29 protein-coding genes and 1 pseudogene are annotated in these 21,768 nt (G+C 68.7%); 10 read left to right on the top strand and 20 right to left on the bottom strand.

The window, feature by feature from the left end:
* Window positions 1–11: 11 nt before the first annotated feature.
* The 16 genes from ABFX55_RS36690 to ABFX55_RS36615 all read right to left on the bottom strand — a co-directional run bounded on the left by ABFX55_RS36690 (window position 12) and on the right by ABFX55_RS36615 (window position 11,194).
* Complete coding sequence (locus tag ABFX55_RS36690; protein ID WP_346127533.1) at window positions 12–1,160, bottom strand: tyrosine-type recombinase/integrase; 1,149 nt, start codon at window positions 1,158–1,160, stop codon at window positions 12–14.
* A complete protein-coding gene (locus tag ABFX55_RS36685) occupies window positions 1,160–1,363 on the bottom strand; it encodes a helix-turn-helix domain-containing protein (RefSeq protein ID WP_346127531.1) in 204 nt (67 codons plus the stop codon). The genes ABFX55_RS36690 and ABFX55_RS36685 overlap by 1 nt, the downstream gene beginning before the upstream one ends.
* Window positions 1,360–2,499 carry an AAA family ATPase gene (locus ABFX55_RS36680; protein ID WP_346127530.1) on the bottom strand — a complete coding sequence of 380 codons (1,140 nt, stop codon included), beginning with the start codon at window positions 2,497–2,499 and terminating at the stop codon, window positions 1,360–1,362. Before ABFX55_RS36680 ends, ABFX55_RS36685 begins: the two co-directional genes overlap by 4 nt.
* A complete protein-coding gene (locus tag ABFX55_RS36675; protein WP_346127528.1) occupies window positions 2,496–3,395 on the bottom strand; it encodes a bifunctional DNA primase/polymerase in 900 nt (299 codons plus the stop codon). The genes ABFX55_RS36680 and ABFX55_RS36675 overlap by 4 nt, the downstream gene beginning before the upstream one ends.
* Window positions 3,396–3,593: 198 nt before the next feature.
* Window positions 3,594–3,902 (bottom strand): hypothetical protein, encoded by a 309-nt coding sequence (locus ABFX55_RS36670; RefSeq protein WP_346127526.1) that lies wholly within the window; start codon window positions 3,900–3,902, stop codon window positions 3,594–3,596.
* 185 nt (window positions 3,903–4,087) lie between these two features.
* Window positions 4,088–6,358: a hypothetical protein gene (locus ABFX55_RS36665; RefSeq protein WP_346127525.1), complete on the bottom strand. Its 2,271-nt coding sequence runs from the start codon at window positions 6,356–6,358 to the stop codon at window positions 4,088–4,090.
* A 136-nt stretch (window positions 6,359–6,494) separates the two neighbouring features.
* Window positions 6,495–6,764: a hypothetical protein gene (locus tag ABFX55_RS36660; protein ID WP_346127523.1), complete on the bottom strand. Its 270-nt coding sequence runs from the start codon at window positions 6,762–6,764 to the stop codon at window positions 6,495–6,497.
* A complete protein-coding gene (locus tag ABFX55_RS36655; RefSeq protein ID WP_346127521.1) occupies window positions 6,761–6,955 on the bottom strand; it encodes a hypothetical protein in 195 nt (64 codons plus the stop codon). The genes ABFX55_RS36660 and ABFX55_RS36655 overlap by 4 nt, the downstream gene beginning before the upstream one ends.
* Window positions 6,956–6,961: 6 nt before the next feature.
* The gene (locus ABFX55_RS36650; protein WP_346127520.1) at window positions 6,962–7,912 is read right to left on the bottom strand and encodes a hypothetical protein; all 951 of its coding nucleotides are present in this window, start codon (window positions 7,910–7,912) and stop codon (window positions 6,962–6,964) included.
* Window positions 7,909–8,094, bottom strand: coding sequence for a hypothetical protein (locus ABFX55_RS36645; RefSeq protein ID WP_346127518.1), 186 nt, complete (start codon window positions 8,092–8,094; stop codon window positions 7,909–7,911). Before ABFX55_RS36645 ends, ABFX55_RS36650 begins: the two co-directional genes overlap by 4 nt.
* A complete protein-coding gene (locus ABFX55_RS36640) occupies window positions 8,091–8,471 on the bottom strand; it encodes an RRQRL motif-containing zinc-binding protein (protein ID WP_346127517.1) in 381 nt (126 codons plus the stop codon). The genes ABFX55_RS36645 and ABFX55_RS36640 overlap by 4 nt, the downstream gene beginning before the upstream one ends.
* Window positions 8,468–8,692 carry a hypothetical protein gene (locus ABFX55_RS36635; protein WP_346127515.1) on the bottom strand — a complete coding sequence of 75 codons (225 nt, stop codon included), beginning with the start codon at window positions 8,690–8,692 and terminating at the stop codon, window positions 8,468–8,470. The genes ABFX55_RS36640 and ABFX55_RS36635 overlap by 4 nt, the downstream gene beginning before the upstream one ends.
* Window positions 8,693–8,884: 192 nt before the next feature.
* Entirely contained in the window at window positions 8,885–9,217 is a 333-nt protein-coding gene (locus ABFX55_RS36630; protein WP_346127513.1) for a WhiB family transcriptional regulator, read from the bottom strand.
* Entirely contained in the window at window positions 9,214–9,417 is a 204-nt protein-coding gene (locus ABFX55_RS36625) for a hypothetical protein (RefSeq protein ID WP_346127511.1), read from the bottom strand. Before ABFX55_RS36625 ends, ABFX55_RS36630 begins: the two co-directional genes overlap by 4 nt.
* Before the next feature lie 137 nt (window positions 9,418–9,554).
* Window positions 9,555–10,832 carry an IS701 family transposase gene (locus tag ABFX55_RS36620; RefSeq protein ID WP_346131339.1) on the bottom strand — a complete coding sequence of 426 codons (1,278 nt, stop codon included), beginning with the start codon at window positions 10,830–10,832 and terminating at the stop codon, window positions 9,555–9,557.
* Between the two features lie 104 nt (window positions 10,833–10,936).
* The gene (locus ABFX55_RS36615; protein WP_346127510.1) at window positions 10,937–11,194 is read right to left on the bottom strand and encodes a hypothetical protein; all 258 of its coding nucleotides are present in this window, start codon (window positions 11,192–11,194) and stop codon (window positions 10,937–10,939) included.
* A gap of 346 nt (window positions 11,195–11,540) precedes the next feature.
* Between ABFX55_RS36615 and ABFX55_RS36610 the strand changes: the two genes are divergently transcribed.
* Window positions 11,541–12,380 (top strand): GntR family transcriptional regulator, encoded by an 840-nt coding sequence (locus ABFX55_RS36610; protein WP_346127508.1) that lies wholly within the window; start codon window positions 11,541–11,543, stop codon window positions 12,378–12,380.
* 35 nt (window positions 12,381–12,415) lie between these two features.
* The gene (locus tag ABFX55_RS36605; protein ID WP_346127506.1) at window positions 12,416–13,069 is read left to right on the top strand and encodes an HAD family hydrolase; all 654 of its coding nucleotides are present in this window, start codon (window positions 12,416–12,418) and stop codon (window positions 13,067–13,069) included.
* Here ABFX55_RS36605 and ABFX55_RS36600 read toward each other — a convergent pair whose 3' ends face one another.
* The gene (locus tag ABFX55_RS36600; RefSeq protein WP_346127504.1) at window positions 13,070–13,486 is read right to left on the bottom strand and encodes a GntR family transcriptional regulator; all 417 of its coding nucleotides are present in this window, start codon (window positions 13,484–13,486) and stop codon (window positions 13,070–13,072) included.
* A 101-nt stretch (window positions 13,487–13,587) separates the two neighbouring features.
* Between ABFX55_RS36600 and ABFX55_RS36595 the strand changes: the two genes are divergently transcribed.
* Entirely contained in the window at window positions 13,588–14,208 is a 621-nt protein-coding gene (locus ABFX55_RS36595) for a hypothetical protein (RefSeq protein WP_346127502.1), read from the top strand.
* A gap of 212 nt (window positions 14,209–14,420) precedes the next feature.
* Here the strand turns inward: ABFX55_RS36595 and ABFX55_RS36590 are convergent, their stop codons facing one another.
* The gene (locus ABFX55_RS36590; protein ID WP_346127500.1) at window positions 14,421–14,705 is read right to left on the bottom strand and encodes a hypothetical protein; all 285 of its coding nucleotides are present in this window, start codon (window positions 14,703–14,705) and stop codon (window positions 14,421–14,423) included.
* 55 nt (window positions 14,706–14,760) lie between these two features.
* On the opposite strand from ABFX55_RS36590, the pseudogene ABFX55_RS36585 reads away from it, so the two are divergent.
* Window positions 14,761–14,991, top strand: a pseudogene (locus tag ABFX55_RS36585) (integrase core domain-containing protein); the annotation flags it as partial.
* Between the two features lie 8 nt (window positions 14,992–14,999).
* Here the strand turns inward: ABFX55_RS36585 and ABFX55_RS36580 are convergent.
* Entirely contained in the window at window positions 15,000–15,293 is a 294-nt protein-coding gene (locus ABFX55_RS36580) for an NUDIX hydrolase (RefSeq protein WP_346127498.1), read from the bottom strand.
* Between the two features lie 681 nt (window positions 15,294–15,974).
* On the opposite strand from ABFX55_RS36580, the gene ABFX55_RS36575 reads away from it, so the two are divergent.
* From ABFX55_RS36575 to ABFX55_RS36555, 5 genes are all read left to right on the top strand, one after another.
* On the top strand, window positions 15,975–16,169 hold the full coding sequence (locus tag ABFX55_RS36575) for a helix-turn-helix transcriptional regulator (RefSeq protein ID WP_183653137.1): 195 nt from the start codon (window positions 15,975–15,977) through the stop codon (window positions 16,167–16,169).
* Window positions 16,159–16,539 carry a hypothetical protein gene (locus ABFX55_RS36570; protein ID WP_346127496.1) on the top strand — a complete coding sequence of 127 codons (381 nt, stop codon included), beginning with the start codon at window positions 16,159–16,161 and terminating at the stop codon, window positions 16,537–16,539. The genes ABFX55_RS36575 and ABFX55_RS36570 overlap by 11 nt, the downstream gene beginning before the upstream one ends.
* Before the next feature lie 178 nt (window positions 16,540–16,717).
* Window positions 16,718–18,178: a serine hydrolase domain-containing protein gene (locus tag ABFX55_RS36565; RefSeq protein WP_346127495.1), complete on the top strand. Its 1,461-nt coding sequence runs from the start codon at window positions 16,718–16,720 to the stop codon at window positions 18,176–18,178.
* A 559-nt stretch (window positions 18,179–18,737) separates the two neighbouring features.
* Window positions 18,738–19,397 carry an HNH endonuclease family protein gene (locus tag ABFX55_RS36560; RefSeq protein WP_346127493.1) on the top strand — a complete coding sequence of 220 codons (660 nt, stop codon included), beginning with the start codon at window positions 18,738–18,740 and terminating at the stop codon, window positions 19,395–19,397.
* Window positions 19,398–19,442: 45 nt separating this feature from the next.
* A complete protein-coding gene (locus tag ABFX55_RS36555; RefSeq protein WP_346127491.1) occupies window positions 19,443–20,138 on the top strand; it encodes an alpha/beta fold hydrolase in 696 nt (231 codons plus the stop codon).
* A 65-nt stretch (window positions 20,139–20,203) separates the two neighbouring features.
* On the opposite strand, the gene ABFX55_RS36550 is transcribed toward ABFX55_RS36555, so the two are convergent.
* Window positions 20,204–21,061 (bottom strand): NAD(P)-dependent oxidoreductase, encoded by an 858-nt coding sequence (locus ABFX55_RS36550; RefSeq protein ID WP_346127489.1) that lies wholly within the window; start codon window positions 21,059–21,061, stop codon window positions 20,204–20,206.
* A gap of 95 nt (window positions 21,062–21,156) precedes the next feature.
* On the opposite strand from ABFX55_RS36550, the gene ABFX55_RS36545 reads away from it, so the two are divergent.
* Complete coding sequence (locus ABFX55_RS36545) at window positions 21,157–21,738, top strand: TetR/AcrR family transcriptional regulator (protein WP_346127487.1); 582 nt, start codon at window positions 21,157–21,159, stop codon at window positions 21,736–21,738.
* Window positions 21,739–21,768 lie beyond the last annotated feature (30 nt).

The following is a 21,768-nucleotide window of genomic DNA, read 5'->3' as shown; positions in this document are numbered from 1 at the left end:
GTCAGCCAAGGTCAGGGTTCTTTAAGAAAGATCCGATCCATGACCGTCGCACCTCCCTGGAGCACGGGACGGATCTGCTTGCGGTAGACCAGCTCGGTCACTGCCGTGCTGCTGTGCCCGACCAGCCGGGAGATCTCCTCCAGGGGTGTCCCCTGGTCAGAGAGCAGGGATACGAAGCTGTGCCGTAGCTCTCGGGGCGTCCACTCCGCAGGGTTCAGGCTGGTGTGCTTGATGACCCGGCGGAACGCGCGTCGTACGTTGGCCGCGTCCAGCTCGGTTCCGGCGTTGGACGCGAACACCAGGCCGTGGGCTGACCAGGCGTCGCCCTGCTCCTTCTGCTCGGCTTCCTGTTGCTCGATCAGCACGTCTACGCAGCGTTTGGGGAGTGCGAGCGTGCGCCGCGACTTGCGGGTCTTGGTGTCTCCCCCGTTCCGTACGGAGCGCCACACGGCGACGTACGGCGGGATCGGTGGAGTGCCGTCGAGGTTGCCCACGAGGTCCACGTGATCCCATCGGAGCGCGCGAAGCTCCTCCGTGCGCGCTCCGGTCAGGAGAGAGACCACGATGTAGGCGTACAGGCACTTGCCCTCGGCGGCCTTGAGCACCTCTTCGGCCTGAGCCATCGTGAGCGCCTTGGACGGGCGGCCTTCCTTGCCCTGTGGAACTCGGCACAGCTCAACGACGTTCCGGCGGACCTTGTCACGCGCCATGGCGCGCTTGATGATCCGATTCAGACACGAGTGGAGCCGCGCCACGGTGCTCGTGCTGTGCGTCTTGGCCTTGCCTGCCAACCACTTGTCCACATCCTGTGCACTGAGGTCGCGGAGCTTCCGCTTACCCAGGGCCGGGATGATGTGCGTCTTGACCAGGGTCGTGTTCGTCGCGACGGTGCTCGGGTCCAGGCCGCTGAGCCCGTAGGCAAGCCAGTCGTTCGCAGCCTGAGCGACGGTGGACTCCCCTGGCGCGATGGTCAGCCCGTCTTCGTAGTCCCTAAGCACCTCCTTGAGCTTCGTCTTGGCTTCGGTCTTGGTCTTGCCGCTCCCCCGCTTGATGATGCGCTTGCCGTCCGGGGCGAACCCTAGACTGGCGGTCGCGATCCAGCGCTGGCGCTTGTCATCCCAGTGGAGGCCGCCGTCTCCCCTGCTACGTCGCTTGGTCATCAGGCTGCTTCCTCTGCTTCCTTCTCCAGAAGTGCGATGTACTCGCGGATGCCGTTGGCGGTGATCAGGCGGGCGCGGCCTTGCTTGACCGAGCGCAGGCGGCCAGTCCTGATCTGGTCGTAGATCAAGCTCCGGCTGAGCCTCAGGATCTGCATGGCGTCGGTGATCCGGTAGAGCTGAGCGTCTTCAATGGCCGTGTTCATGAAGGGCCGTTCTCCTTGGCGGGGACAGCGGGGACAGTGGGCAGGGCGGATTGTCCCCGGAAATCGGGCGCGTTTGTGCTGGTCAGAGGCGGTTCGGGGACAGCGGGGACACCGGGGACACTTCCTGTGGGGTCTGTTCCCGGCAGGCGGTAGCGTCCGGCCGCGTCCACGCATACCTGGCCGTCGGTGGCCATGCGGGCGCATGTCCGCTTGACCGTGTCGCGGGACAGGCTGATGGCTTCGGCGATGTCCCTGGGCGGGCTGTTGGGATTGCTGCGCAGGTAGCGGGCGATGGCCGCGCGGGTCTCTCCGAGTTGGTGATCCTCGGGCGGGCCGGCGAGTAGGTGCCAGGTGCCGGTGTCGGCTTGGAAGGAGAGGGCGTGTTCGGCCTCTTCCACATCCCTGCCCGTGATGTGGAGCACGCCGTCGGCGGTCCCTCGGGCGCGCTTGAGCACCAACGTGGAGTCAGCGGCACCGGCCAGACCGTTGGTCCCGGAGACCTGCTCCAGGAAGTCGTCAGAGCCCATCTTGCGGACGTGGTGCACGAGTACGACGGCCACGCCGAAGGTGTCGGCCAGGCGCTTGGCGTAGCCCATCGCGGCGTAGTCAGCGTCGTAGGCCGACAGACCGGGCGGGGTGGTGCCGCGTACCTTGGCGAACACGTCGATGACGACCAGGCGGGCACCGACGTTGCGCTCCAGCCAGCGCGCGATGTGCTCCGCTCCGCCGCTGGGCAGCGTCGGGCACGAAGTCGCCAACGTGAGCTGGGCAGGTGCGGGAGCGCCATGAAGGATCTTGGCCATGCGGTTCTGGAGTCGGCGCGGGGTATCTTCCAAGGCCAGGTAGAGCACCGGGCCGGGTTCCACCGGGATGGAGCCGAATGCCTTGGTTCCGGCGGCCACCGCGATGGCGGTAGCCAGGGCAAGCCAGGACTTGCCGACCTTGGGCGGTCCGGCCAGCAGGCTGAGCCCTTCGGCGATGATGCCGGGCACGGCGTACTTGGGCTTGGGGAAGGTCATGGCCATGAGTTCGTCGGCGGTCCACGAGGTGCGGAACGGCACCGGCGACAGGTCGGACGCGTGGACGGCATCACCACGCACGAGGTGCAGGTGAGAAGGCTTGTCAGAGCTGTTCATGCGGCCACCGTTCGCGGCCTGCGGGCACCGGCGCGCAATCCTGAGCCGATGGTGCGGGATGCTTCGCCGTACCCCTGGCCGACGCTCTGAGCGGCGTTGAGCAAGAGCGCGCTCACCTCCTGCTCTGACAGCGCGCCACCGGCCACGAGCTGACCGAGCGCGACGGACGCCCGATAGAGCGCAACGTTGTGGCCGTGCTCGGGTGAGCTGGTCACACGCTCCAACTCGCCGTTGATGGCGGCCTGTAGGTAGGCGCTGTGCCGTTCGGTGCTGGCTAGGTCCACCACTACGGGGCGCTGTTCGGGCAGCGGGGCGGGAGTGAGCAGGTCGGCCAGCCAAGGCGGCAAGAGCGCGGGAGGTGCGGCGTTGACGACCTGGTAGGTGCCGTGGCCGTCGGTGGCGGTCACGGTGCTGCCGGGGCCGACGACGTATCCGCCGTTGGCGCGGGTGTCGATGAGCCAGCCGAGCCCGCCCTTGGCGCCGTTGGTGTTGGTCAGGGTGAGCCCGTCCGGCGGGGTGTAGTACAGGTGCATGCCGCCGCGCCGGGTGCGGACTTGGAAGGTCTCCAGCGGCAGCGGTTGCCCGGCGTCGGCGCACAGGGCGGCGAACACGTCGGCGCCCTCGGTGATGCCGGGCCGGTCCCACTGTGGTGGTGGGTTCTGGCCGTCCTTGGGGGTGTCGAGGTCAACCACGACTAGGCGGGAGGGGCCGGTGGCGATGCCGATGTTGTACGGCTGCCGTGCCCACCAGGTGCGGATGGTGTCGGGGTCGGTGGTGGCGCGCTCCTCCCAGCGGGTGAAGCCGCGGGGCGGCACCTTCCCGCCGGGAATGAGCGGGAAGGCGTGCCAGCCCCGGGCGGCGGCGGCCAGGGCGTAGCGCAGAGACGAGCTGGTCATGATGCGGTCCCTTCGGTGCGTGAGGGGCAGTCGCAGGCGGGTGTTGAACACCAGCCGGTGGCGTTGGCCCAGATGGGTTCGTAGATAGCCCAGCCGGACGGGCTGGCTCCTCCGGTGTGGACGGCGTTTTGGTGGCCGCAGCGGCGGCAGGGCTGCTGCAGGGTTGTCAGGGATTCCACGGACGGACCCTCCTGCCAGTCAGCGGGTGCCCTCGCGGCGTAGGCGGCGCAGGTAGTTGTAGAGGCGGCGTCCCAGGCGCAGGCGTAGGCCGGTGCCGTCGCAGCGGCGGCACCAGCGCTTGACTCGGCCGTTCGGCTTGACGGTTTTGCCGTGGCCTTCGCAGCGGCGGCAGGGACCGAACGGGGTGGCGGCACAGGCGCCGGCGTAGCCGAGCAACCACACCAGGACGGCGCCGAGCGCGACCAGGATGAGCCAGCCGAGCGCGGCGGTGGGGGTCGTGTTCGGGGTCGCGGCGGTGGTGGTCGCGGTCGCGGCCAAGAGAGTCATGAAAGGGCTCCAGAAGCTGCTTTTGGGTGTGGGAAGCCGAGCCCGCTACCCGCGACCTGCGGGTATTCGGGCTGATCAGCGGCTATATGGGAGGTCGCGGGGCGGGTCGCGCAGCCGCGACCGGTCGCGGGCGGGTCGCGACCCGGCGAACCCCTCAGGCGGGGTCCGCCGGGACGCTCGCGGGGCTATCCGGTGGTGATTTCCCGGCGGGTGATGGCGGCGGCGACGGCGGCCTTCTTGGCGCCCTTGAGCGCCTTGCCGTCCCGCTTGATGTCCACGCTCGGCACGCCGAGCGCGCGCAGCTGAGCCGAGATCGCCTCGGGAGTCAGGTCGGCGTAGTGCTCGGGGATGCGCTCGGCCAACCGGGAGGCGATCAGCGCCCACGGCAACCCGGTCTCACTGCCCTGGAAGACGGTGGCGACGTCGGCCAGCACGTCGCGCACCTCACGCACGGCGGCCTGTCCGGCGGCGAACCCGGACAGCGTCCCGGCGCGCTCACGCAGCTTGCGCGCGGCCAGCAGGATCTTCTCGGCGTCTTCGGCGTCGGCCAGGTAGAACCGCACGGTCGGGGTGTCGTCCCCGGCGCCGCGCAGGATGCCCACGCCCTTGTAGGACGGCAGCAGGGCGGAGGAGTCGAACCCCTCGGAGTAGGCGCCCGAGCCGAGCACCAGGTCGGAGACCTGCCAGGAGCCGGTGCGCAGCGCGATGCGGACCTGGTGGTTGTCGCGGAAGCTGGTGAAGGCGGTGGCCACGTCGCCGGTGCCGACCCCGCCGGGCTTCTGGGTGGCGTCCACCAGGATCACACCGGCGGCCGGGGCGACCTTGACCAGGAACACCATCAGGGATGCGATCTCCTTGTTCAGCTCCTTGTCGCCGGTGTCGAAGTACTCCTGACACTCGTCGATCACCACGAGCCGCACCGGCATGCCGTACCGCGGATCGCGGGCGATCTCGCGAGTGAGCTTGCCCTCGGGGCAGATGTCCACCGGCAGCTCCGACAGCTTCTGATAGCGAGCTTGAACGTCGGCCTTCAGGTCACGGAGCATCTGCACGAAGGTCTCCAGCGGGTCACCGTCACGGGTCAGGGTGAACCCGAAGGAACAGGAGTGCGCCACCAGGGCGAACTTGCGCCAGTCCGGCGAGCCCTTGCCGTCGAACACGTCCAGCCGGACGTAGGGGTCCAGCGCCGCGTACAGGGCCAGCAGGCGGGCGGTGAAGCTCTTGCCCTGCCGGGGCTGAGCACCCACGAGGATGGACACCCACAGCATCAGCAGCGCGACCTGACGACCGCGCTCGTCCACCCCGAGCGGGGCGGGCTGCCAGATGTCGGTCTCCTTACAGGCCAACAGCGGCGTACGGCCTGCTGGGGTGGCCAGCGGGTCGGCGTCGGCCACCCACAGCCAGTGCGAGCGGTGACTTTGCGGGTCGCGCGACAGGGTGACCTGCGCGAGCGCCACGTCCAGACCGGAGGCGATCTTTTCGCGGGCGTTGACGGCGTCGGCGAACGTCTTGCCGTAGGGCAGGTTGACCAGCACCTTCGAGCCGTCACCCTCGCGCGCCATCGCGGTGCCGAACTCGATCTGCGTGTTCGGCTTGTCCGGGTGGCCGAGCCCGGCGGCGTAGTAGGCCCTGAGCACGATGTCGCTGTTCAGCTTGCGGTAGCGGCGGGTGACCACGGCAGCCGGGACGATCGAGCGTCCGGCGGGCCGACCGTAGCGGGCCAGCACCGGCACCAGCACCGCAGCCACTGCGGCCTGCCACAGGGACGGCAGCCCGATGACCACCACGATGGCGACGGCCAGGGCGATGGCCTGGAAGAACAGGACCACGCCGCGCCAGCGGCGGGTGGCCTTGCCCTCCCGGTGCAGCTTGAGCCACATCGCCGGGTCGTTGTCGGAGGCGGCCTGCTGAAGCAGCACGTACTGTTCGTTGACCCACCACCAGCGCAGCTGCCGGGCGGCCAGCCGGAACAGGCCGACGACGGCGAACACGGCGATCTGAAGCAGGTACCACGGGGCGCGAAGGGTGTGGAAGGCGGACACGTAGGCCCACCGGCCTGCCGTGGTGCGGACGGTGGCGGGCAGGTTGGCCTTGTGCAGGCCGGTCGGGATGAGCGGGCGGCGGCCCTCTACCGGCGGCGACGTCGGTACCGCAGCCTCGGGCAGGTCCACCGGGACGGGGGCGGCGTCGGCGGGTGGCGGCTCGTCGAGTTCGATCTCGTAGGAGGTGTCACGGGCGGCGGTACGTCGCGCCGGGGCAGTGCGCTCGCCGGGCTCGCTGGAGGGGGCGGGCTCGCCGGCGTCGGCCTGGCGGGCGCGGCGGCGGGAGTCGAGCGGCACGACCTGGCCGCCCTCGGCGGGCTCGGTGTCGGTGGCAGTGCGGTCGGACCACTCGAATCCGGACATGTCGCCGGAGCGGTCCGCGCCGGGGTTGGGCTCGTGCGGCAAGTCGGTCATGATGTGGGCACCTCGTGTGCGTTGACGTGGGCGGGGTGGCAGGGCACGGCTTCGGTTTGGCGACTGGGGGCCGTGCCCTGTTCGGTCGAGAGCGGGGATGATGCGCGGTCGGACCGCGTCCCGGACGGGCGGGCGGTCATGGGGTCGGGCCGGTGTCGGACCACTGGCAGCGAGCGTCCGGTCCGCTGCCCGCGCACTCGACCTGCGGGGGGTCCTCGGCTGGCGGGGTCGGGTCGGTGTCGGCCCAGCGGCAGCGGTCGTCCTGGCAGAGGACGGGCGGCGGCGTGGAGTCATTGCCCGTGCCCTTGTCGGCAACGTGGCAGGCCGTGGGGGTCAGCCCGATCACGGCGGTCAGCACGGCGGATGTGAAGTGCCGCATGAGGGCGGGGGTACGCGGGCCGGTCATGGGGTCACCTCGCGGTTGGTGTCGGCCAGGTGCGTCCAGCAGGTGCGGCGGTGAGCCGCCATGGTGGAGTGGATCTCAGCGACAGTCCGGCGGCGGGTGACGAGCATCCGCACCCAGATGGAGACCGGGACGGCCAGGCAGGCCAGGGTGAGGACGATCGCGGGGGCGAGCAGGGTGAGCAGGCTGGACATGGCGGGTTACTCCTTGGCGTGGGTGGACTCGTTGCGGAGGGCGTCACGGACGGCGCGGGCGGTGTCCATGCCGCAGCCGAGCGCGCGCCGGATCTTGTCCGCGCCTGCGTCGGCGGGGAGGTGGCCGGTGGCCATCAGGTGCCGGGCGCGGGCGATCAGCGCGTCGGGGGCGGGGACGTTAGCCCTGTACGTAGGGCCGGTAGGGGTACCGTCGCCACCGTGGTCGAGGCGGGAGAAGGCGGCCAGGATGATGGGCAGGGCGGTGACGATGGCCACCGCGACGACCGGTCCCAGGACGTGCAGCACCAGTCGCGAGATGGTGAAGGGCGTACCTTCGGGCAGTCCCCAGGGCAGGTACGGCCAGGCATTCATGCCGAGAGTGAGTCCCAGGAACAGCCACTCGATCCGGGTCAGGGTGCGGTTGGTGAGCGGCTGGCCACGCGTGCCCATGTAGGCGCGGGCGCCAACAACCACGAGCAGGGCCATGGACATGAACGGCTCGACCAGCCAGGCGAACACCCAGCCCGGCGACCAGGCGGGGGCGCCATCGGCGGCGAACGCCTGCACCCCGGCGGTGGACCAGGCCAGCGCGAGCGTCAGCGACACCAGCGCGGCGGTCACCAGCAGGCGCCGCATCCGAGCGGCCTGCCAGGCGCGCATCTCGGGGTCTTGGGCCAGCGCGTGCAGCCTGGCGGCTTCCTGCGCGGCCTTGCGGCGCTTGCGCACCTTGGGGGTGTCGAGCATGAGCGGGGTGTCGTCGGCCTGGAGATCGGCCAGCTGGTGCGCTTCGGCCACCTCGGCACGCAGCCGAAGCACGCGCTTGGTCTCTCCCGGCGCCACGGGCGCGGGCGGGATGGCGGGCGCCTGGCCGGCCACGTGAGCCTCCAGTTCGGCCAGCCCGCGGGCTACCTCTTCGGGCGTCGGCTCGGGGATCGGGTCAGGGTTGATGGCGCTCACGGGCGCTCCCCTACTTTGGGGCGGCGGTCGCGGTCGGTGCGCTGGTTGCGGTTCATGCCGTGCCTGCGGTCGCTCTCCAGCCAGCCGTCGCGTCCGGCTTCGGGCTGATAGAAGGTCGGCAGCTTCTCGCCGTGCACGGTGACGCCGGGGCGCCTGCTGGTGTCGAGCATGCGGCGGCTCATGCGGCCACCCCTCGGGCGCAGTCCAGGCAGGTGCCCAGGTGCCGCGGCAGGACGTAGCCGACATCGGTACGGCAGCCAGGGCAGGTGCGGCGAGCTGCAGTGGCCTTGGCCAGGGCGGCCAGCTGTGCCGGGCTCGGGGTGCGCTTGGGCAGGGCGAAACGCCTGTAGTAGAGGTAGGCGGCGCGGACGCCGGGGGCGCCGTGCCGGGTGGAGGACCAGAGGATCTGTGCCTGCACGCCCTGCCCGCCGGGGCGTAGTCCCTCGGCGGCCAGCTGGCGTTTGGTGAGCAGGTGGGGCGGGGCCATCCGCCATGGGTAGGTGGGGATGCCGTAGCGCTGGCCGGTGGGGTCCCAGAAGCGGGCGCGGATGCGGCTCATGAGCGGCCCCACCCTCCCCAGCAGCGCGGGCAGCCTGGCCGGTCGCAGAAATTGGCCGGGTCGGCGGACCAGCAACTGATGACCATGTCCACCGGTTCGGCTCGGTGAACCATGAGGCGCATCACCTGGTGGAGCCGGTAGCGCTCCTGAGCGATGCGCACGAGGTCGCAGGTCAGCAGGCCGCCGATGAAGGTTCCGGCGTAGGTCAGGAACGTGAGCATGGAAGGGGCCTCCTTAGTGATCGAGGTGGGAGCGGTGGACGGTCCGGCAGGCACGGCAGCCGGGGGTCGGGCGGCAGGTCGCGCCGTGCACCGGGCAGTGCTGGGAGTGCCGTCCGGCGGTGGTGCCACAACGCGGACAGCCGATGACGTTTGCGGAGCGCTGGCCGCAGTCGAGGCAGCGGAAGCGGGCCATCAGGCCACCTCTTTCGGGAGGTCGATCCGAGCGAAGATGCGGGTCAGGGCGTTGATCTCGTCAGCGGTGTAACCGGCCCACACGCCGTCGCGGGGCCGGATGGTCAGGGCGTAGTTGAGGCACGCAGCGCGGGCGGGGCATCGCTCGCAGATGGCCTTGGCAAGGGCCTCGCGGCCCTGCCGTACCTGGTCGGTCTCGTCCTCCTCGGGACTGGTGAACAGGTCCGCGTCTTCGAGCTGGCAGGCCGGGTCCTGCTTGAGCAGATCGGCAAGCAGTCTGAGCGGCTGGCTTCCGCCGAACAGGGCGGGGAACGGGTCGGCGGTGGTGGTCACAGGGCCACCCCCAGCGCGGACAGCGCGTCGCGCAGGCAGAGCCGGGCGCAGGAGTGGCAGACGGGCGGGGAGGGCGGCTCACAGCCGGGCGCGGATTCCTCCGCGCCCTCGCAGATGCCGCACGTCCACTGGACTCCCCAGGCGTCGATGGGCTCGGGGTCGATCCAGGAAATACCGGCGTACTTGGACCGGTGGAACATGATGGAACTACCTCTCAGGTGATGGGAGGGCCGGGGACGGCTTCTTGTCTTGGCGGGCAGGGCCGTCCCCGGCGCGCAACGATGCGCGGATGATGTGCGGATGGAGGAGCGTCTAGTACTCCAGCGACATTTCGAGATCATGGGCGGGATCTGCGCTGGTAGTGGCAACGGCGGGCGATCGCCTGATGCCGTCGGCGCCAACTCGACCAGCGCAGGACCTGCTCGATCGAGCGTGTGTGGGTGAGCAGGAGTGCGGCCAGCAGGCGGCGGATCTCGGGCACGGTTAACGCGATGTGCTGGTTGTCGGTGGTTCGGGGCTGTTGGGCTGCCACGACGGCGAGGAAAGCTAGGGCGAGCATGGCCAGGGTGATGTGGCGGTGCCACGGGGTCCAACCGCGGACCTGGTAGTGGTCCAGGCCGACCTGGCCCTTGGCCGCCTGGAAGGACTCCTCGATGGCCCAGCGGATGCCGGCGATGCGCACCAACGTCATCAATGGCTTCGGGGTGGGTGCGTAGCAGCGGTAGAAGGCCAGTTCGCCGGTGGTCAGGTTGCGGCGGATCAGTAGCCACCGCCAACCGGGCCGGTGTTCGTCGATGCGGGTCCATGCCCAGGCATACAGGCGGTGGCCTTTGGCTCCTGCCCCGGCGCTGTAGCGGTGCCAGTGCCGGTCAGCCGCCATAGCGGCGATCTGGGCGACGGTCATCTCCGCCCCGTCCAGGCTGGCCCGGCGGTTGGCGGCGAAGGCCAGCACATAGCCGACCCGGCGATCCTCCAGCGCCGCGCGCAGGCGAGGGTCTTGGCCGTAGACCTCGTCGCCGCTCACCCAGGAGGTCGCGATCCCGGCGTCCAGCGCGGCGGTGATCATCGCAGTGGCCAGCGCGGGCTTGGTCGCGAAGGTGGTTGGGTCCGGGACTCCAGCCCGCCCGCAGCGCTCGGGATCGGCCAGCCACGAGTGCTCGGGCAGATACAGCCGACGGTCGATCAGGGCTCGTCCGGCACCGGTGGCATAGGCCAGGAAGACGCCGATCTGGCAGTTCTCGATCCTGCCCGTCGTGCCGGAGTACTGGCGCTGCACCCCGGCCGAGCCGGTGCCCTTCTTCTCGAAGCCGGTCTCATCCACGATCAGTACACCGCCCGGCCCCAGGTGCTCGACGACGTAGCTGCGGACATCGTCGCGGACCTCATCGGCGTCCCAGCGCGCCTGGCGCAGCAGGCGTTGCATGCCCTGCGGGCCGGTTGCTCCGGTGTGTTCGGCCAGGTTCCAGCAGTTCTTGCGGTCGATGTCGTCCAGCAGGCCGTGCACATAGGCGGCGGCGGTTCGACGTGGCTCGATGCGGCCGAACCTGGCCGCGATCCGGGCGAGGAGGTCGTTGAGGGTGACGGTCCATCGGTCAGGGTCTACGCTGTCGCCCACGGCCACTGCGTGATCTTCGGTTGTTCTCACAAACTCCGCATGATCTTGCAGTGGCCGTTCCCATGCGACCACAACACCGAAGATCGCGAAGTGTCACTGGAGTACTAGCCGTCGAGGCGGTCGGGCTCCAGCGAGAAGAACACGACGTTGGGCGTCTTCGCGCCGGTCTCGCGCTTGGCCAGCTCGACAACCTGTAGGTAGATGTCCAGGCGTGACGCACCCGCCGGAATGTCCACCGTGCTGGCCAAGGAGGCGCTGCCGAAGCCGCCGCCGGTGGGCCACTGCACGGCGATGACCCACATGTAGCGGGTCATCTGGTTGGTGGTGCTGGCGGACTGGGTGCCAATGGTGGCGGTGTCCATGGTGAAGATCTCCCTGAGCGGGTGGTGGAAAATGGATGATGACCAAGGTCTTTCGCCCGGTCGGACCGCCTTTTCAGGTCTGGGAGGCGGTGACCCATGCAGTTGTCTGAGCGGCTTGTGCGACAGCCCGTCGGCGTGCGGCCTGATGGCCGCCTTCCCAGGTCTTCCGGCTGTGCGGTGGGCGACTTGACCAGCTATGTGGCCTTGTTGCCCGTCGTCCGTCCCGCCTGACCAACTTGGCTAGGCAGGTCGTACAAGCATCATGTTGGATGGCCTGGCTAGTCATGTCAAGTGGCATGGCCAACTTGGCTAGGAATGTTGTTCAGGTGCCGCTACGATTGGCGGCATGAGACTCGATCCGGACGATCCACGTCCGCCCTATCTCCAGGTGGCCTCGCAGCTCAGAGCGGCCATCCTTACCAGGAAGTTCGCGCCGGGAGAGAAGCTCCCCTCAGGGCCGGAACTCGCCCAGACCTTCGGCGTGGCGCGGCAAACGATCCAGCAGGCCGTCCGGGAACTCCGGGATGAGGGCCTGATCGTGTCCCGCCAGGGCAGCGGCGTGTTCGTCCGAGAGAAGACAGCCCGCCCCGTTGGCCTGCGCCCCCACATCGAGCAAGCGTTCAAGCGACCTGAGGTCACCATCGACTTCGCCGGGTTCTCAGGGGAGACCTTGCACGGCGCGCTTCAGGAAGCGCTCGACAGCATCCGCGCCGGGCGCCTGTCCCCCGAGCGCATCTCGATCCGGCTCATCCTGCCGGACACGGATCGTCCATGGTCACTCCCCTGCCGGGTGGACAACGGGCAGGACGAGCCGCTGTTCAGACAACGTGCCGAGAAGATCACATCTCGACACGCGCAGGCCATCGTGGAATCCGTCCACGAGTTGCGCGACCTCGGCTTGGTCGCGCAGGCGTCGGCGGAGGTTCGGATCTCCGGAGAACCCCCGCGTTTCAAGATGTATGTCATTAACGGAGAAGAGGCGTTCTTCGGCTACTACGCCGTGGCCGAACACACCGTGGCACTAGGCGGGTCACCGGTCGCGATGTATGACCTGATGGGCAAGGACACAGAGCTGTTCCACTTCGCGCTCAGCGACGGTCTAGACTCCACCTCTGCGCAGTTCGTCCAGCAGTCGTCAGCATGGTTTGACGCCGTGTGGACCAGCGTGGCGCGCGAGGTGTCGTGATGGCGCTATCTGGGGCGGAAGCCGTGCAAGCCGCCATGAGCAAGGCTCAGTGTCTACTGCTGGACTTCGACGGGCCAGTCTGCGACATCTTCGCCGGACTACCAGCGCCCACGGTTGCAGCCCGACTCAGGGCCACCCTGGAAGGCGCCGGCGCCGTAGTGCCACTCGAAGTTCAGGCCACAGACGACCCCTTGGAAGTCTTCCGCTTCAGCGGCGGGCTTAGCGGTGACCTCAACGAACTGGCGCTGAGTGCTCTCACACGCCTGGAGACTGAAGCCGCAGGTACGGCACGGCTGACGCCGGGCGCTGCGGACCTTATGACGAGAGCGCGTAATCGAGGCCTGCCAATCGCGATCGTCAGCAACAACTCTGTGTCGGCAGTTGAGGCGTTCCTAGATCGGGAGGGGCTCGCCGCGCAGATCGCCTACATCTCGGCACGCTCGGCGGTGGACCCTTCGCTGATGAAGCCGAACCCGCACTTGCTTGATCAGGCACTCAGCCACCTCGGGGCAGATCCGTCGGCGTCCTTGCTGGTAGGGGACTCGGTTACGGATGTCGAGGCGTCCAAGCTGGCCGGGGTGGTCGCCGTGGGCTACGCGAACAGGCCAGGGAAGGTTGAACGGCTTGGCGCGGTCGGGGCGGATCTCATCGTTACCAGCATGGTCGAGCTAGCGGATGCGCTGAGGTAGTCAATCCCCCGTCGCGGGACCTGCGTCGATCTCCGAGCGTGCCAGTACCTCGGTACGGCCGTCGGCGTAGGTCACCACAAGCACCGGCTCACCCTCGGTCAGGCCCAGCTCGACACGTTCCTTGGCGGTCGGCATCCGGGCTCTGATCTTCGCGGGATTCTTCAAGCTCACCAACGTGAGCTCCGGCGGCGTGCGGACCGTGCTGCCCCGGCGGTTCTCCGTGTCGATGAGCCCTTCCGCGCGTAGCTGTCGCAGGGCCTGGCGAATGGTTGCCTTGCCTGTGCCGAACTCGTCTGCCAATGCGTCTTCGTTCTTGAGCTTGTCCCCAGGGCGGAGCTCACCGTCTTCGATCTGGGCGCGTAGGGCGTCGGCCACCTGGACATAGAGCGGCGTGAACGAGTTCGGATCAACGGGCACTCTCCCATGATTCTGTCGCTATAACGCTTCTGCACCTTTACGCTATTGCGTAATAGCGCATCAAGGGTGTGCGTTGACCGACTCCGTAGGGAAGCACTGTCATGACCACAAGCCTTCGCGTGCCGTACATCACGGCCTGGTCTGAGGAGACGGTGCCGCATCCGCTCGGGTTCGCATGGTCCGATGAGGCCGCCGGGCTCAGGCTCACCTACGCTGACCCACAGCCGCAGGATTGGATGTACGGCGTGCTGTGGGCGCGACAGGGACTCTCGGCTCACGGCCGCCCGGAATGGAAGCTCGTCAACACGCTCAGGCAGCGCCGGTGCATGCTGCACCGGCTGTGTCAGGTGTGCGGCGCGAGCGCCGTTGATCCCGTCAGCGGGCGGATATCGTGGCTGCTGGCCGACGATCCCGGCGGGAAGCCGGGAACCGCTGGTTACACCAACGCACCGCCCACCTGTCCGAGCTGCATCCCGCAAGCGCTCGCATCCTGCCCACGTCTTCGACGGGGCGCAGTGGTCTACACGGTGGGCGACTGCGAGCCGTACGGCGTCGTTGGCGACAGGTTCGAGCCTTCCGGCCGTCGCGGCGTTGTTCAGATACAGCGGAATGCGTCGATCCCGCTCGACGCATTCCAGCGACTCGAACGAGCGTTGGCCAAGCAGTTGCTGGTAGTTCTAAAAGATCTACATCGGGCTCCAACGCCCCGAGAGACCCGCTAGGGGCACTACGTGTCCCCGGTGTCCCCGCTGTCCCAGTTCATACTCTGACCAGGGAAAACGCTATGGGCTTGCGGGGACAGTGCCGGGGACATCCTGTCCCCGGTGTCCCCGGACGGTCGAAGTGGCAGCGTGAGGTGTGACTGAGCGCTTCAGTTGGCGGGAATCGCCCGCTGAAGCGCTAAGTCATGACAATCGATCGTTACGAGGCGCCGTTAGCCTGCTTCGAGAACGAAGAACAAGAAGCTCAGGAACCTCGTGCCGGTGATCTCGCGGAGCTCCTCAGGGAACACCTCGCGGGCTTCCGGCACAAACGGTGGTTCGCTGATGACGCTGATGCGAAAGCCGGCCGCGGTGAAGGCCTCGGTCATCGCGTGCAGCGGCCGGTCCCAGAAACTCATCTGGGCGGTCTGCCCGCCCATGGCCCATTCTTGGGTCCGGTTACGGATCTCGAAGTACGTGGGCTTCTCCCCGGCCATGTGCTGCAGGAGGGCGCCCACGAGTGGATGGTAGACCGAGATGAGGAGTCGGCCGCCAGGCCTGAGCACGCGTCGCCTGGACAACGCGCTGATGGAATCGCAGATCGGCCTCTACAAAACTGAGCTGATCAAACCCCGCGGGCCCTGGCGCAGCCTGGCCGAAGTGGAACTGGCCACCGCCGAATGGGTCGAATGGTTCAACACGACCCGCCTGCACTCCTCGATCGGCAACATCCCGCCGGAGGAGTATGAAGCCCTCTACTACGCTCAACACCAGCCCAACGAGACCGTTGGAATCAACCCCTGAGCTCTCCATCAAAGCCGGGACGGTTCAATCAGCCAGATTTGCATGTCGAACGTGTCGGCACGAACCTCTTGCACGGGCGGACCCAACGGTGCCGCGATGTCGATGCCCAATTCCTCTCTGAGCTCTCGAGCAAGTGCCAAGCCAGGAAGTTCCCCGGGCTCCACGTGGCCACCGGGCAGATCCCAGACGTCGGGATACCAACGGCGCTGGGGAGATCGGTGACAAAGCAGTACTCGGTTGCCGTCCCGCAGCAATGCCGTGACGATGCGAGCCTTGGGAGAGTCTTCCGCAGAGAGCGACACTGGCGCATTCTGCCACCCCTAGTGAGCCGTCATTATCGCTATGAGGGTTGACGCTGTTGCAGGTGAGTTGGTTCGTGGCGGACGTTGGGGCAGGTCAGATGCCCCCCCAGTGTTACAGCCTGAGTGTCCAACTGCGTGACAACGGTCAAGGTGGATCACAGACGTTGGTGGACGTTGGTGGACGGCCGCGCGCAGGTCACGGACACATTCGCCATGATCCGTATATGTGTTCGAGTTGCCTGATAAAGAAGAGGTCCCAGGTTCGAGTCCTGGTAGCCCCACCCAGCTCAAAGGCCATTTCCCATCAAGGGAAGTGGCCTTTTTTCATTGGCTGCGTGAATACGTTTCCCCGTTCTCGCGAGGGGAGATCGGGCTCCCTCGAGGAGCAGCGGGCGCATTTGCCTGCGATAGTCCACTTGTTACCGACGATCCGGGTGATGTCCTTCCACCGCCCCCCGGCATCCCGCATGAGCGATAACGCGGTTCTCGCGGTTTCCGCTCATCCGTCGCGAGGTCAGCCCGCTTGAGCATCACCTCCAGCCGCGATGAGCATCTGTCTGCGTCCTCGCTCGTCCTGGTGGCCGAGCGGCGCGAGCGCTGAGAAAGTAAAGCTCCCTTGACACCTGCATGGTGTCAAGGGTACTTTCCATTCGAGGGTCAAGGTAAAAGGAGCTTTACGTTGTGGACAACGACGTCAGGCAGTTGCGCAACGGCGCCGGGCTTTCCCAGCAAGCCCTTGGGGAGCGTCTAGGCGTGTCCCGGCAGACGATCAACGCCATCGAGCAAGGCCGATACGACCCTTCGCTTCCGCTCGCCATCCGATTGGCCCGCTTCTTCGGCCGATCCGTCGAGGAGATCTTCCACTGTGACGACTAAGCGCTGGTTCTTCCCGGTGTTCTGCCTCCTACTCGGCCTGCTGCTGGGCGTGCCGATCATGGCCCGCGGCGAGGTCGCCTTCGGGCTCGCGCTCATCGCGACCATGGCCGGTTACGGCACCTTCCTGCTGCTGACGCGCAAACGCAGCGAGACCACCGCGATGCTGAGCGGGGACCTGGGCGACGAGCGGCGCAGGCTCAACGAGCTGCGCGCCCGCGGCGCCACAGCCAACGTGCTCGTCACGGTGGTGGTCGGCGGGTTCTTCGTCCAGACCTGGCGCGGGGAGGACGCCATGCCGTTCACCCTGCTGGGAACAGTGGGAGGCGTGGCCTATGTGGTCGCGCTCGTCTACTTCTCCCGTCGCGGCTGATCATCGGAGCTGACCCGCCGCATCCCGGCGGCCACCTCCCGCTCGACCCCCGGCGTCGCTCCGTGGCCGGCCTCCCCCCAACCGTGTTTCCCGTGCGAGAGCCGCTGCTCCCGCGCCGCTCCGTGTGAAGGGCCCGGGTCGAAGAGGCTCGATCCGATCTTGAGAGGGGATGCGTTCCATGTTTCAGCGGAGTGGCCGGTGGCCGACACCGGGCAGGCTGACGTCCGCCCTGGTCGCGGCGGGGCTGGCCGCGGTCGTGGCCTTCGCGGCCGCGCCCACGCCGCCGCGGCTGGGGTCCGCGACGACCGGCGATCACGCGCTGGCCGAGGCCGTACGGCGAGCGGCCGGATCCGACGGTCACCGCGCGCTGTCCGTGGCGCTGATAGAGAACGGTGTCGTCCGCACGGCGGGGGTCGGCGACTCGGGCGGCCCCGCGCCGCGTCCGGTCGACGCGTCCACCCTGTTCGAGATCGGCTCGGTCGGCAAGGCGCTCACCGGCATGGTCCTCGCCGACATGGTCGCAAAAGACGGCCTCGACCCGCGCTCTCCTGTGCCCGGCCTCCAGGGCTCGATCACCTACGAGGAACTGGCCAGCCACCGTTCCGGGCTGCCCCGGCTGGCCGGCGGTCTCGGCCCGCTAATACGGGGGGCCACCGCGAACTACACCCACGGCAACCCCTACGCCGGACAGGACATCTCGGACGTACGCGAGGCGGCCAACTCCGCCGAGCTCTCAGGGCGCGGCACGGTCACCTACTCCAACCTCGGCATGTCCGTGCTCGGGCACGCGCTCGGCGAGCGGGCGAAGCTGCCGTACACCGAGCTGCTGAAGCGGCGGGTGCTCGAACCTCTCGGGATGAAGGCCACGACCACCGCCCCTCCGCCGGCGGGCCGGGCACACGGGTACGTGGAGGCCGGGCACGAGGCGGACCCATGGACGAGCGACGGTTACGCCCCGGCGGGCATGGGCGCCTGGTCCACAAGCGCCGACCTCGCCCTCCTCGTCGACGCGATGCTGAAGGGCGGCGCCCCGGGGAGCGACGCCGCGACGCCGCGCTTCACCGATGACGAGACCAGCCGCATCGGCTACGGCTGGTACACGACGAGGACCGCGAAGGGCGAGGTCACCTGGCACAACGGCGGCACCGGCGGCTTCCGCGCATATGTCGGATTCGACCGGGCGGGAGGGCGCGGCGTGGTCGTGCTGGGCAACACCGACAGGGACGTCGACCACGTGGGCCTGCGGCTGCTCGGCCACGAGGGGCCGCGGCCCGCCTCCGTGAATCCGCTCCTCCTCACGATCACCGTCGGACTGCTCCTGGCCGCGGTCGTGACCTCGTGGGAGCTGGCGACCCGCCGCACGCCGACCCGTAACCGCCCCCAGGCCGACCGGCTCGGGATCGTCAGCGTGACGGCCAACGCCGCCCTGGTGCTCTGGGTGGTCTGGATGGCCGGCGCCTGGGGCACGGTGCCTTTCGCCGTGTTCGCCCTCGTCGCGGCGGCCACCGCGGCGGGCACGGCGCTGCATGTGGCCCGCTGGCGAGAGCTGCCCACGGCGCGGCAACGCAGCCGCTGGCTGTCCACCGTCGTCGGCCTCGTCCTCGACGCGGTGATCGTCGCGCTCCTCCTCATGACCTGACGCCGAAGAAGGCGTGCCGACGCCCGGCGGGGCGGGCCGTCATGGCTCATCACGCTACGACGTACGGCCGAGGGGGACGACCACCGGCCTCCTCGCTTCTTCTCCTTCAGAAGCGATGAGCAGATCCAGGAGTTCGCGCGCGAGTCCTTCGAGATCGTGGACTTCCATGTCGTGGGGTCGGGCACGCTCCGATTCCGGTCTCTGACGTTGCGCCGTGGCCTCGGGACGGGCTGATCCCCGCGGTCTCGCCAGCGGCGGCCGCGGAAGGTCCGGCGATGCCCGCGTCGTCCGGCAGGCGGGTCAACTCCAGGCGCTGCCTGAGGTCGGTGAGCACGTCGTCGGGCACGTGGATCGGCGCGGGCTCCAACGGGAACGGCCGGGCCTGGGAACCGGTCGAGGGGGTGGCTTCGTGGCTCGTCGTCGTCTCCTCCAGCGTCCGGGATCTTGTGAAGGCGCAGCGTGGTCGGCAGCGATGTGGCGGCGTACGGGGGGTTTCCCCGGGTAAGCAGAGCGCGAATATCGCTGCCGCGGGTGGAGAGTGACTGATATGGGTGGAAGCATGATCTTCTCGAGGCGGGTGGTCGCAGTCGCTGTACTCACTCTGTTGGTCGTCCCGATCACCGCGGTCACCGATACCCAGGAGGCGGCGGCTGAGCCGCGCAAGCGGTCACAGGCCGAGGCGGGGGCGCTGGCCCGCCGCATGCTGGCGAAGGTGAGAGTCGCCAGGCCACTGTCGATCCGTGGATACAGTCACCGGCGGTTCCAGCCGCGATGGGCGCACCACAAGGGCAGGTGCGACGCGCGCGAGGTGGTCCTGGCCCGCGACGGGCGAGGCGTGCGCAGGAACGCGGCCTGCCACCCGGTCAGGGGCCGCTGGTACAGCCCGTACGACGGTAAGTGGCTGAAAAGCGAGAAACAGGTCGACGTCGATCATGTCGTGCCGCTGGCATACGCCTGGCGCTCCGGCGCGAGCAGGTGGAGTCAGGCGCGGCGGCGCGCCTTCGCCAACGACCTCACCCGCCCCGAGCTGATCGTGGTCAGCCACTCCGCCAACATCGCCAAGAGCGGCCAGGGACCGCAGAGCTGGCGTCCGCAGCGGCGCGGCTACTGGTGCCGCTACGCCATCTCATGGATCACCGTGAAGCACCACTACCGGCTCTTCGTGACCCGCAGCGAGAAGGTGGCGCTGCTCAACATGCTCAGGACCTGCCGAGGCTGACAGGAGGCATCCTCCGTTGTCGGCGGGGATGAGTAGGGTCGGCGCATGGATGTCATTCTGATTGCCGGATTCTGGTTGAACGCCTCCTCGTGGGACGGCGCCGTCCCCGCGCTCGAGGCCGCGGGGCACCGGGTGCACGCGCTGACGCTGCCGGGGCTCGCCTCGATCGACGACGATCGGACGGGCGTCGGCCTCGCCGATCACGTCGCCGCCGTCGTCAAGGTCATCGACGACATCGAGGGGTCCGTGGTGCTGGTCGGGCACAGCGGCGGCGGGGCGATCGCGCACGCCGCGGTCGACGCGCGGCCGGATCGGGTCGCCCATGTCGTCTACGTCGACTCTGTGCCGCTCGGCGACGGCAGTGTGATCAACGACGAGCTGCCCGTGGTGGACGGCGAGATCCCGCTGCCCGACTGGTCGGTGTTCGGGGCCGAGGACCTCACCGACCTCGACGACGAGCTGCGGGAGCGGTTCAGGGCGACGTCGATCCCCCAGCCGGTGGGGGTCGCGACCGACAAGCAGGTGCTGCGCGACCCGCGCCGCTACGACGTGCCGATCACGGTGATCACCTGTGAGTACCCGGCGGAGACGGTGCGCGAGTTGACGGCGAACGGCCACCCGTACACGGCGGAGCTCGCCAAGGTCCGTGACGCGAAGATCGTTGATCTGCCGACCGGGCACTGGCCGCAGTTCACGAAGCCCGCGGAGCTCGGCGCGGCGATCGTGGAGGCCCTCGCCTGAGTCCGCTGACCGGGTGCTCGGGCCGCTCGTCCTGGTCGAGCGGCGCCGCACCCGGTCCGTGGCCGCTATCGCTTGAGCACCTCGATCAGGCGGGTGAGGCTGTCCTCGCCGTATCCCTCGGCGGCGGCGCGGCGGAAGAGGTCGAGGACGGTCGCGGGCAGGGAGCCGTCCACGCCTGATGCCTCCACGGTGTGCAGGACGTGCTCCATGCTGGCCACGCCCATCGCCACCCTCTCCACCTGCCCCTCGTGGTTGCCCGCCGCGATGCGAGGGGCGTAGTACTCCAGGAAGTACCTGAAGTCCATGGTCTTCACGGCGTTGGGCAGGAAGCGCTCGGCCGAGATGCCGTTGGCCTCCGCCACCGCCTGGGCGTGCAGGTAGCTCACGAGGCCGGTCCAGAACATGTCCATCCCGATCTGGTAGAACAGCGCCGCCAGGCCGGGGTCCTCGCCGAGGTGGTCGATCCGCGTCAGCACCTCGAGGGCGGCGCGGTGGGTTTCGATCGCGTCTTCGGGGCCGCTGTAGTACGTCTCGGCGCCCTCCTTGCCGATGAGGGGAGGGGGGACCTGGACCCCGCCGGTGATCTGCACGGCGCCCCGCTCGGCCAGCCACGCCGCCGCCTTCCTGGCCTTGTCGGGGGTGTCGGAGGTGAGGTTGGCCACCGTACGGCCGGCGAACGCGGCAGGGGGCGCCTGCTCCAGGATGGCGTACACGGCGTCGTAGTCGGTCAGGCTCAGCACCACCAGGTCGTTGGCGGTCACGGCGGCCTCGACGCTCGGCGCGAGCCTGGCGCCGCGGGCGACCAGGTCGTCTGCCTTGGCGGCCGTACGGTTCCACACGGTCACGTCGTAGCCGCTGTCCAGGTAGGCGTGGGCCATCGCCTGTCCCATGGGGCCGAGGCCGATCACGGTCACGGAGTTCATGGCTGTCTCCTTCATGCACTAGAACGAACGCTCTATCTAGAACGAGGACACTAGCACGCCGCTAGAACGAACGCTCTATCCATTAGGCTGGAGCCATGGTGACCAAGCACGAGATCGGCACGCGGGAGCGGATCGTCCGCACGACCTCCCGGCTGCTGCAGCGCCAGGGGTACGGGGCGACGGGCCTCAAGGAGATCTCCCGCGAGGCCGAGGCGACCCTCGGCTCGGTCTACCACTTCTTCCCCGGCGGGAAGCGGGAGTTGGCGGTCGAGGCGATCCGACACGGCGACAAGGAGTTCGCCGAGGCCCTTGCCGCCTGGTTCGACCGCGTGGGTGATCCGGGCGCGGCCGTCATCGCCTGCACCCGCGAGCTGGCGGCGGGCCTGCGCGAGTCGGGCTGGCTCGACGGCTGCCCCATCACCACCGTGGCGCTCGAGAGCGCGGGGCACGAGCCGGACATTCAGCGGGCCGCGGAGGAGGCCTACGAGAACTGGCGCGCTCTGGTGCGCGACAAGCTTCTCAGGTCGGGCTTCACCGAGGACGTCGCGCGCGAGCTGGCCCACACGGTGATCAACACGTTGGAGGGCGCGGAGATGTCCGCGCAGGTCTCACAGAGCGAGGAACCGCTGGAGATCGCGGGAAGGCACCTCGCCAGGCTCATCGACTCCTATCGGTGACGCTCGCGTCCGTCCGCGGGCCGAGCGGGC

The organism is Nonomuraea roseola, from assembly GCF_039535395.1.
GTDB lineage: Bacteria > Actinomycetota > Actinomycetes > Streptosporangiales > Streptosporangiaceae > Nonomuraea > Nonomuraea roseola.
The sequence above is the reverse complement of the archived record's forward strand: the minus strand, read 5'-3'. Positions and strand labels throughout refer to the sequence as shown.

What these genes read in the sequence shown, in the direction of transcription:
- ABFX55_RS36660 (WP_346127523.1), bottom strand. Translation starts at nt 6,764, where the DNA reads ATGACCGGCCCGCGTACCCCCGCCCTCATGCGGCACTTCACATCCGCC.
- ABFX55_RS36595 (WP_346127502.1), top strand. Translation starts at nt 13,588, where the DNA reads ATGACCACAAGCCTTCGCGTGCCGTACATCACGGCCTGGTCTGAGGAG.
- ABFX55_RS36680 (WP_346127530.1), bottom strand. Translation starts at nt 2,499, where the DNA reads ATGAACAGCTCTGACAAGCCTTCTCACCTGCACCTCGTGCGTGGTGAT.
- ABFX55_RS36555 (WP_346127491.1), top strand. Translation starts at nt 19,443, where the DNA reads ATGGATGTCATTCTGATTGCCGGATTCTGGTTGAACGCCTCCTCGTGG.
- ABFX55_RS36625 (WP_346127511.1), bottom strand. Translation starts at nt 9,417, where the DNA reads ATGTTCCACCGGTCCAAGTACGCCGGTATTTCCTGGATCGACCCCGAG.
- ABFX55_RS36670 (WP_346127526.1), bottom strand. Translation starts at nt 3,902, where the DNA reads ATGACTCTCTTGGCCGCGACCGCGACCACCACCGCCGCGACCCCGAAC.
- ABFX55_RS36685 (WP_346127531.1), bottom strand. Translation starts at nt 1,363, where the DNA reads ATGAACACGGCCATTGAAGACGCTCAGCTCTACCGGATCACCGACGCC.
- ABFX55_RS36665 (WP_346127525.1), bottom strand. Translation starts at nt 6,358, where the DNA reads ATGACCGACTTGCCGCACGAGCCCAACCCCGGCGCGGACCGCTCCGGC.
- ABFX55_RS36640 (WP_346127517.1), bottom strand. Translation starts at nt 8,471, where the DNA reads ATGAGCCGCATCCGCGCCCGCTTCTGGGACCCCACCGGCCAGCGCTAC.
- ABFX55_RS36645 (WP_346127518.1), bottom strand. Translation starts at nt 8,094, where the DNA reads ATGAGCCGCCGCATGCTCGACACCAGCAGGCGCCCCGGCGTCACCGTG.
- ABFX55_RS36610 (WP_346127508.1), top strand. Translation starts at nt 11,541, where the DNA reads ATGAGACTCGATCCGGACGATCCACGTCCGCCCTATCTCCAGGTGGCC.
- ABFX55_RS36635 (WP_346127515.1), bottom strand. Translation starts at nt 8,692, where the DNA reads ATGCTCACGTTCCTGACCTACGCCGGAACCTTCATCGGCGGCCTGCTG.
- ABFX55_RS36565 (WP_346127495.1), top strand. Translation starts at nt 16,718, where the DNA reads ATGTTTCAGCGGAGTGGCCGGTGGCCGACACCGGGCAGGCTGACGTCC.
- ABFX55_RS36560 (WP_346127493.1), top strand. Translation starts at nt 18,738, where the DNA reads ATGATCTTCTCGAGGCGGGTGGTCGCAGTCGCTGTACTCACTCTGTTG.
- ABFX55_RS36605 (WP_346127506.1), top strand. Translation starts at nt 12,416, where the DNA reads ATGAGCAAGGCTCAGTGTCTACTGCTGGACTTCGACGGGCCAGTCTGC.
- ABFX55_RS36690 (WP_346127533.1), bottom strand. Translation starts at nt 1,160, where the DNA reads ATGACCAAGCGACGTAGCAGGGGAGACGGCGGCCTCCACTGGGATGAC.
- ABFX55_RS36675 (WP_346127528.1), bottom strand. Translation starts at nt 3,395, where the DNA reads ATGACCAGCTCGTCTCTGCGCTACGCCCTGGCCGCCGCCGCCCGGGGC.
- ABFX55_RS36550 (WP_346127489.1), bottom strand. Translation starts at nt 21,061, where the DNA reads ATGAACTCCGTGACCGTGATCGGCCTCGGCCCCATGGGACAGGCGATG.
- ABFX55_RS36655 (WP_346127521.1), bottom strand. Translation starts at nt 6,955, where the DNA reads ATGTCCAGCCTGCTCACCCTGCTCGCCCCCGCGATCGTCCTCACCCTG.
- ABFX55_RS36545 (WP_346127487.1), top strand. Translation starts at nt 21,157, where the DNA reads ATGGTGACCAAGCACGAGATCGGCACGCGGGAGCGGATCGTCCGCACG.
- ABFX55_RS36615 (WP_346127510.1), bottom strand. Translation starts at nt 11,194, where the DNA reads ATGGACACCGCCACCATTGGCACCCAGTCCGCCAGCACCACCAACCAG.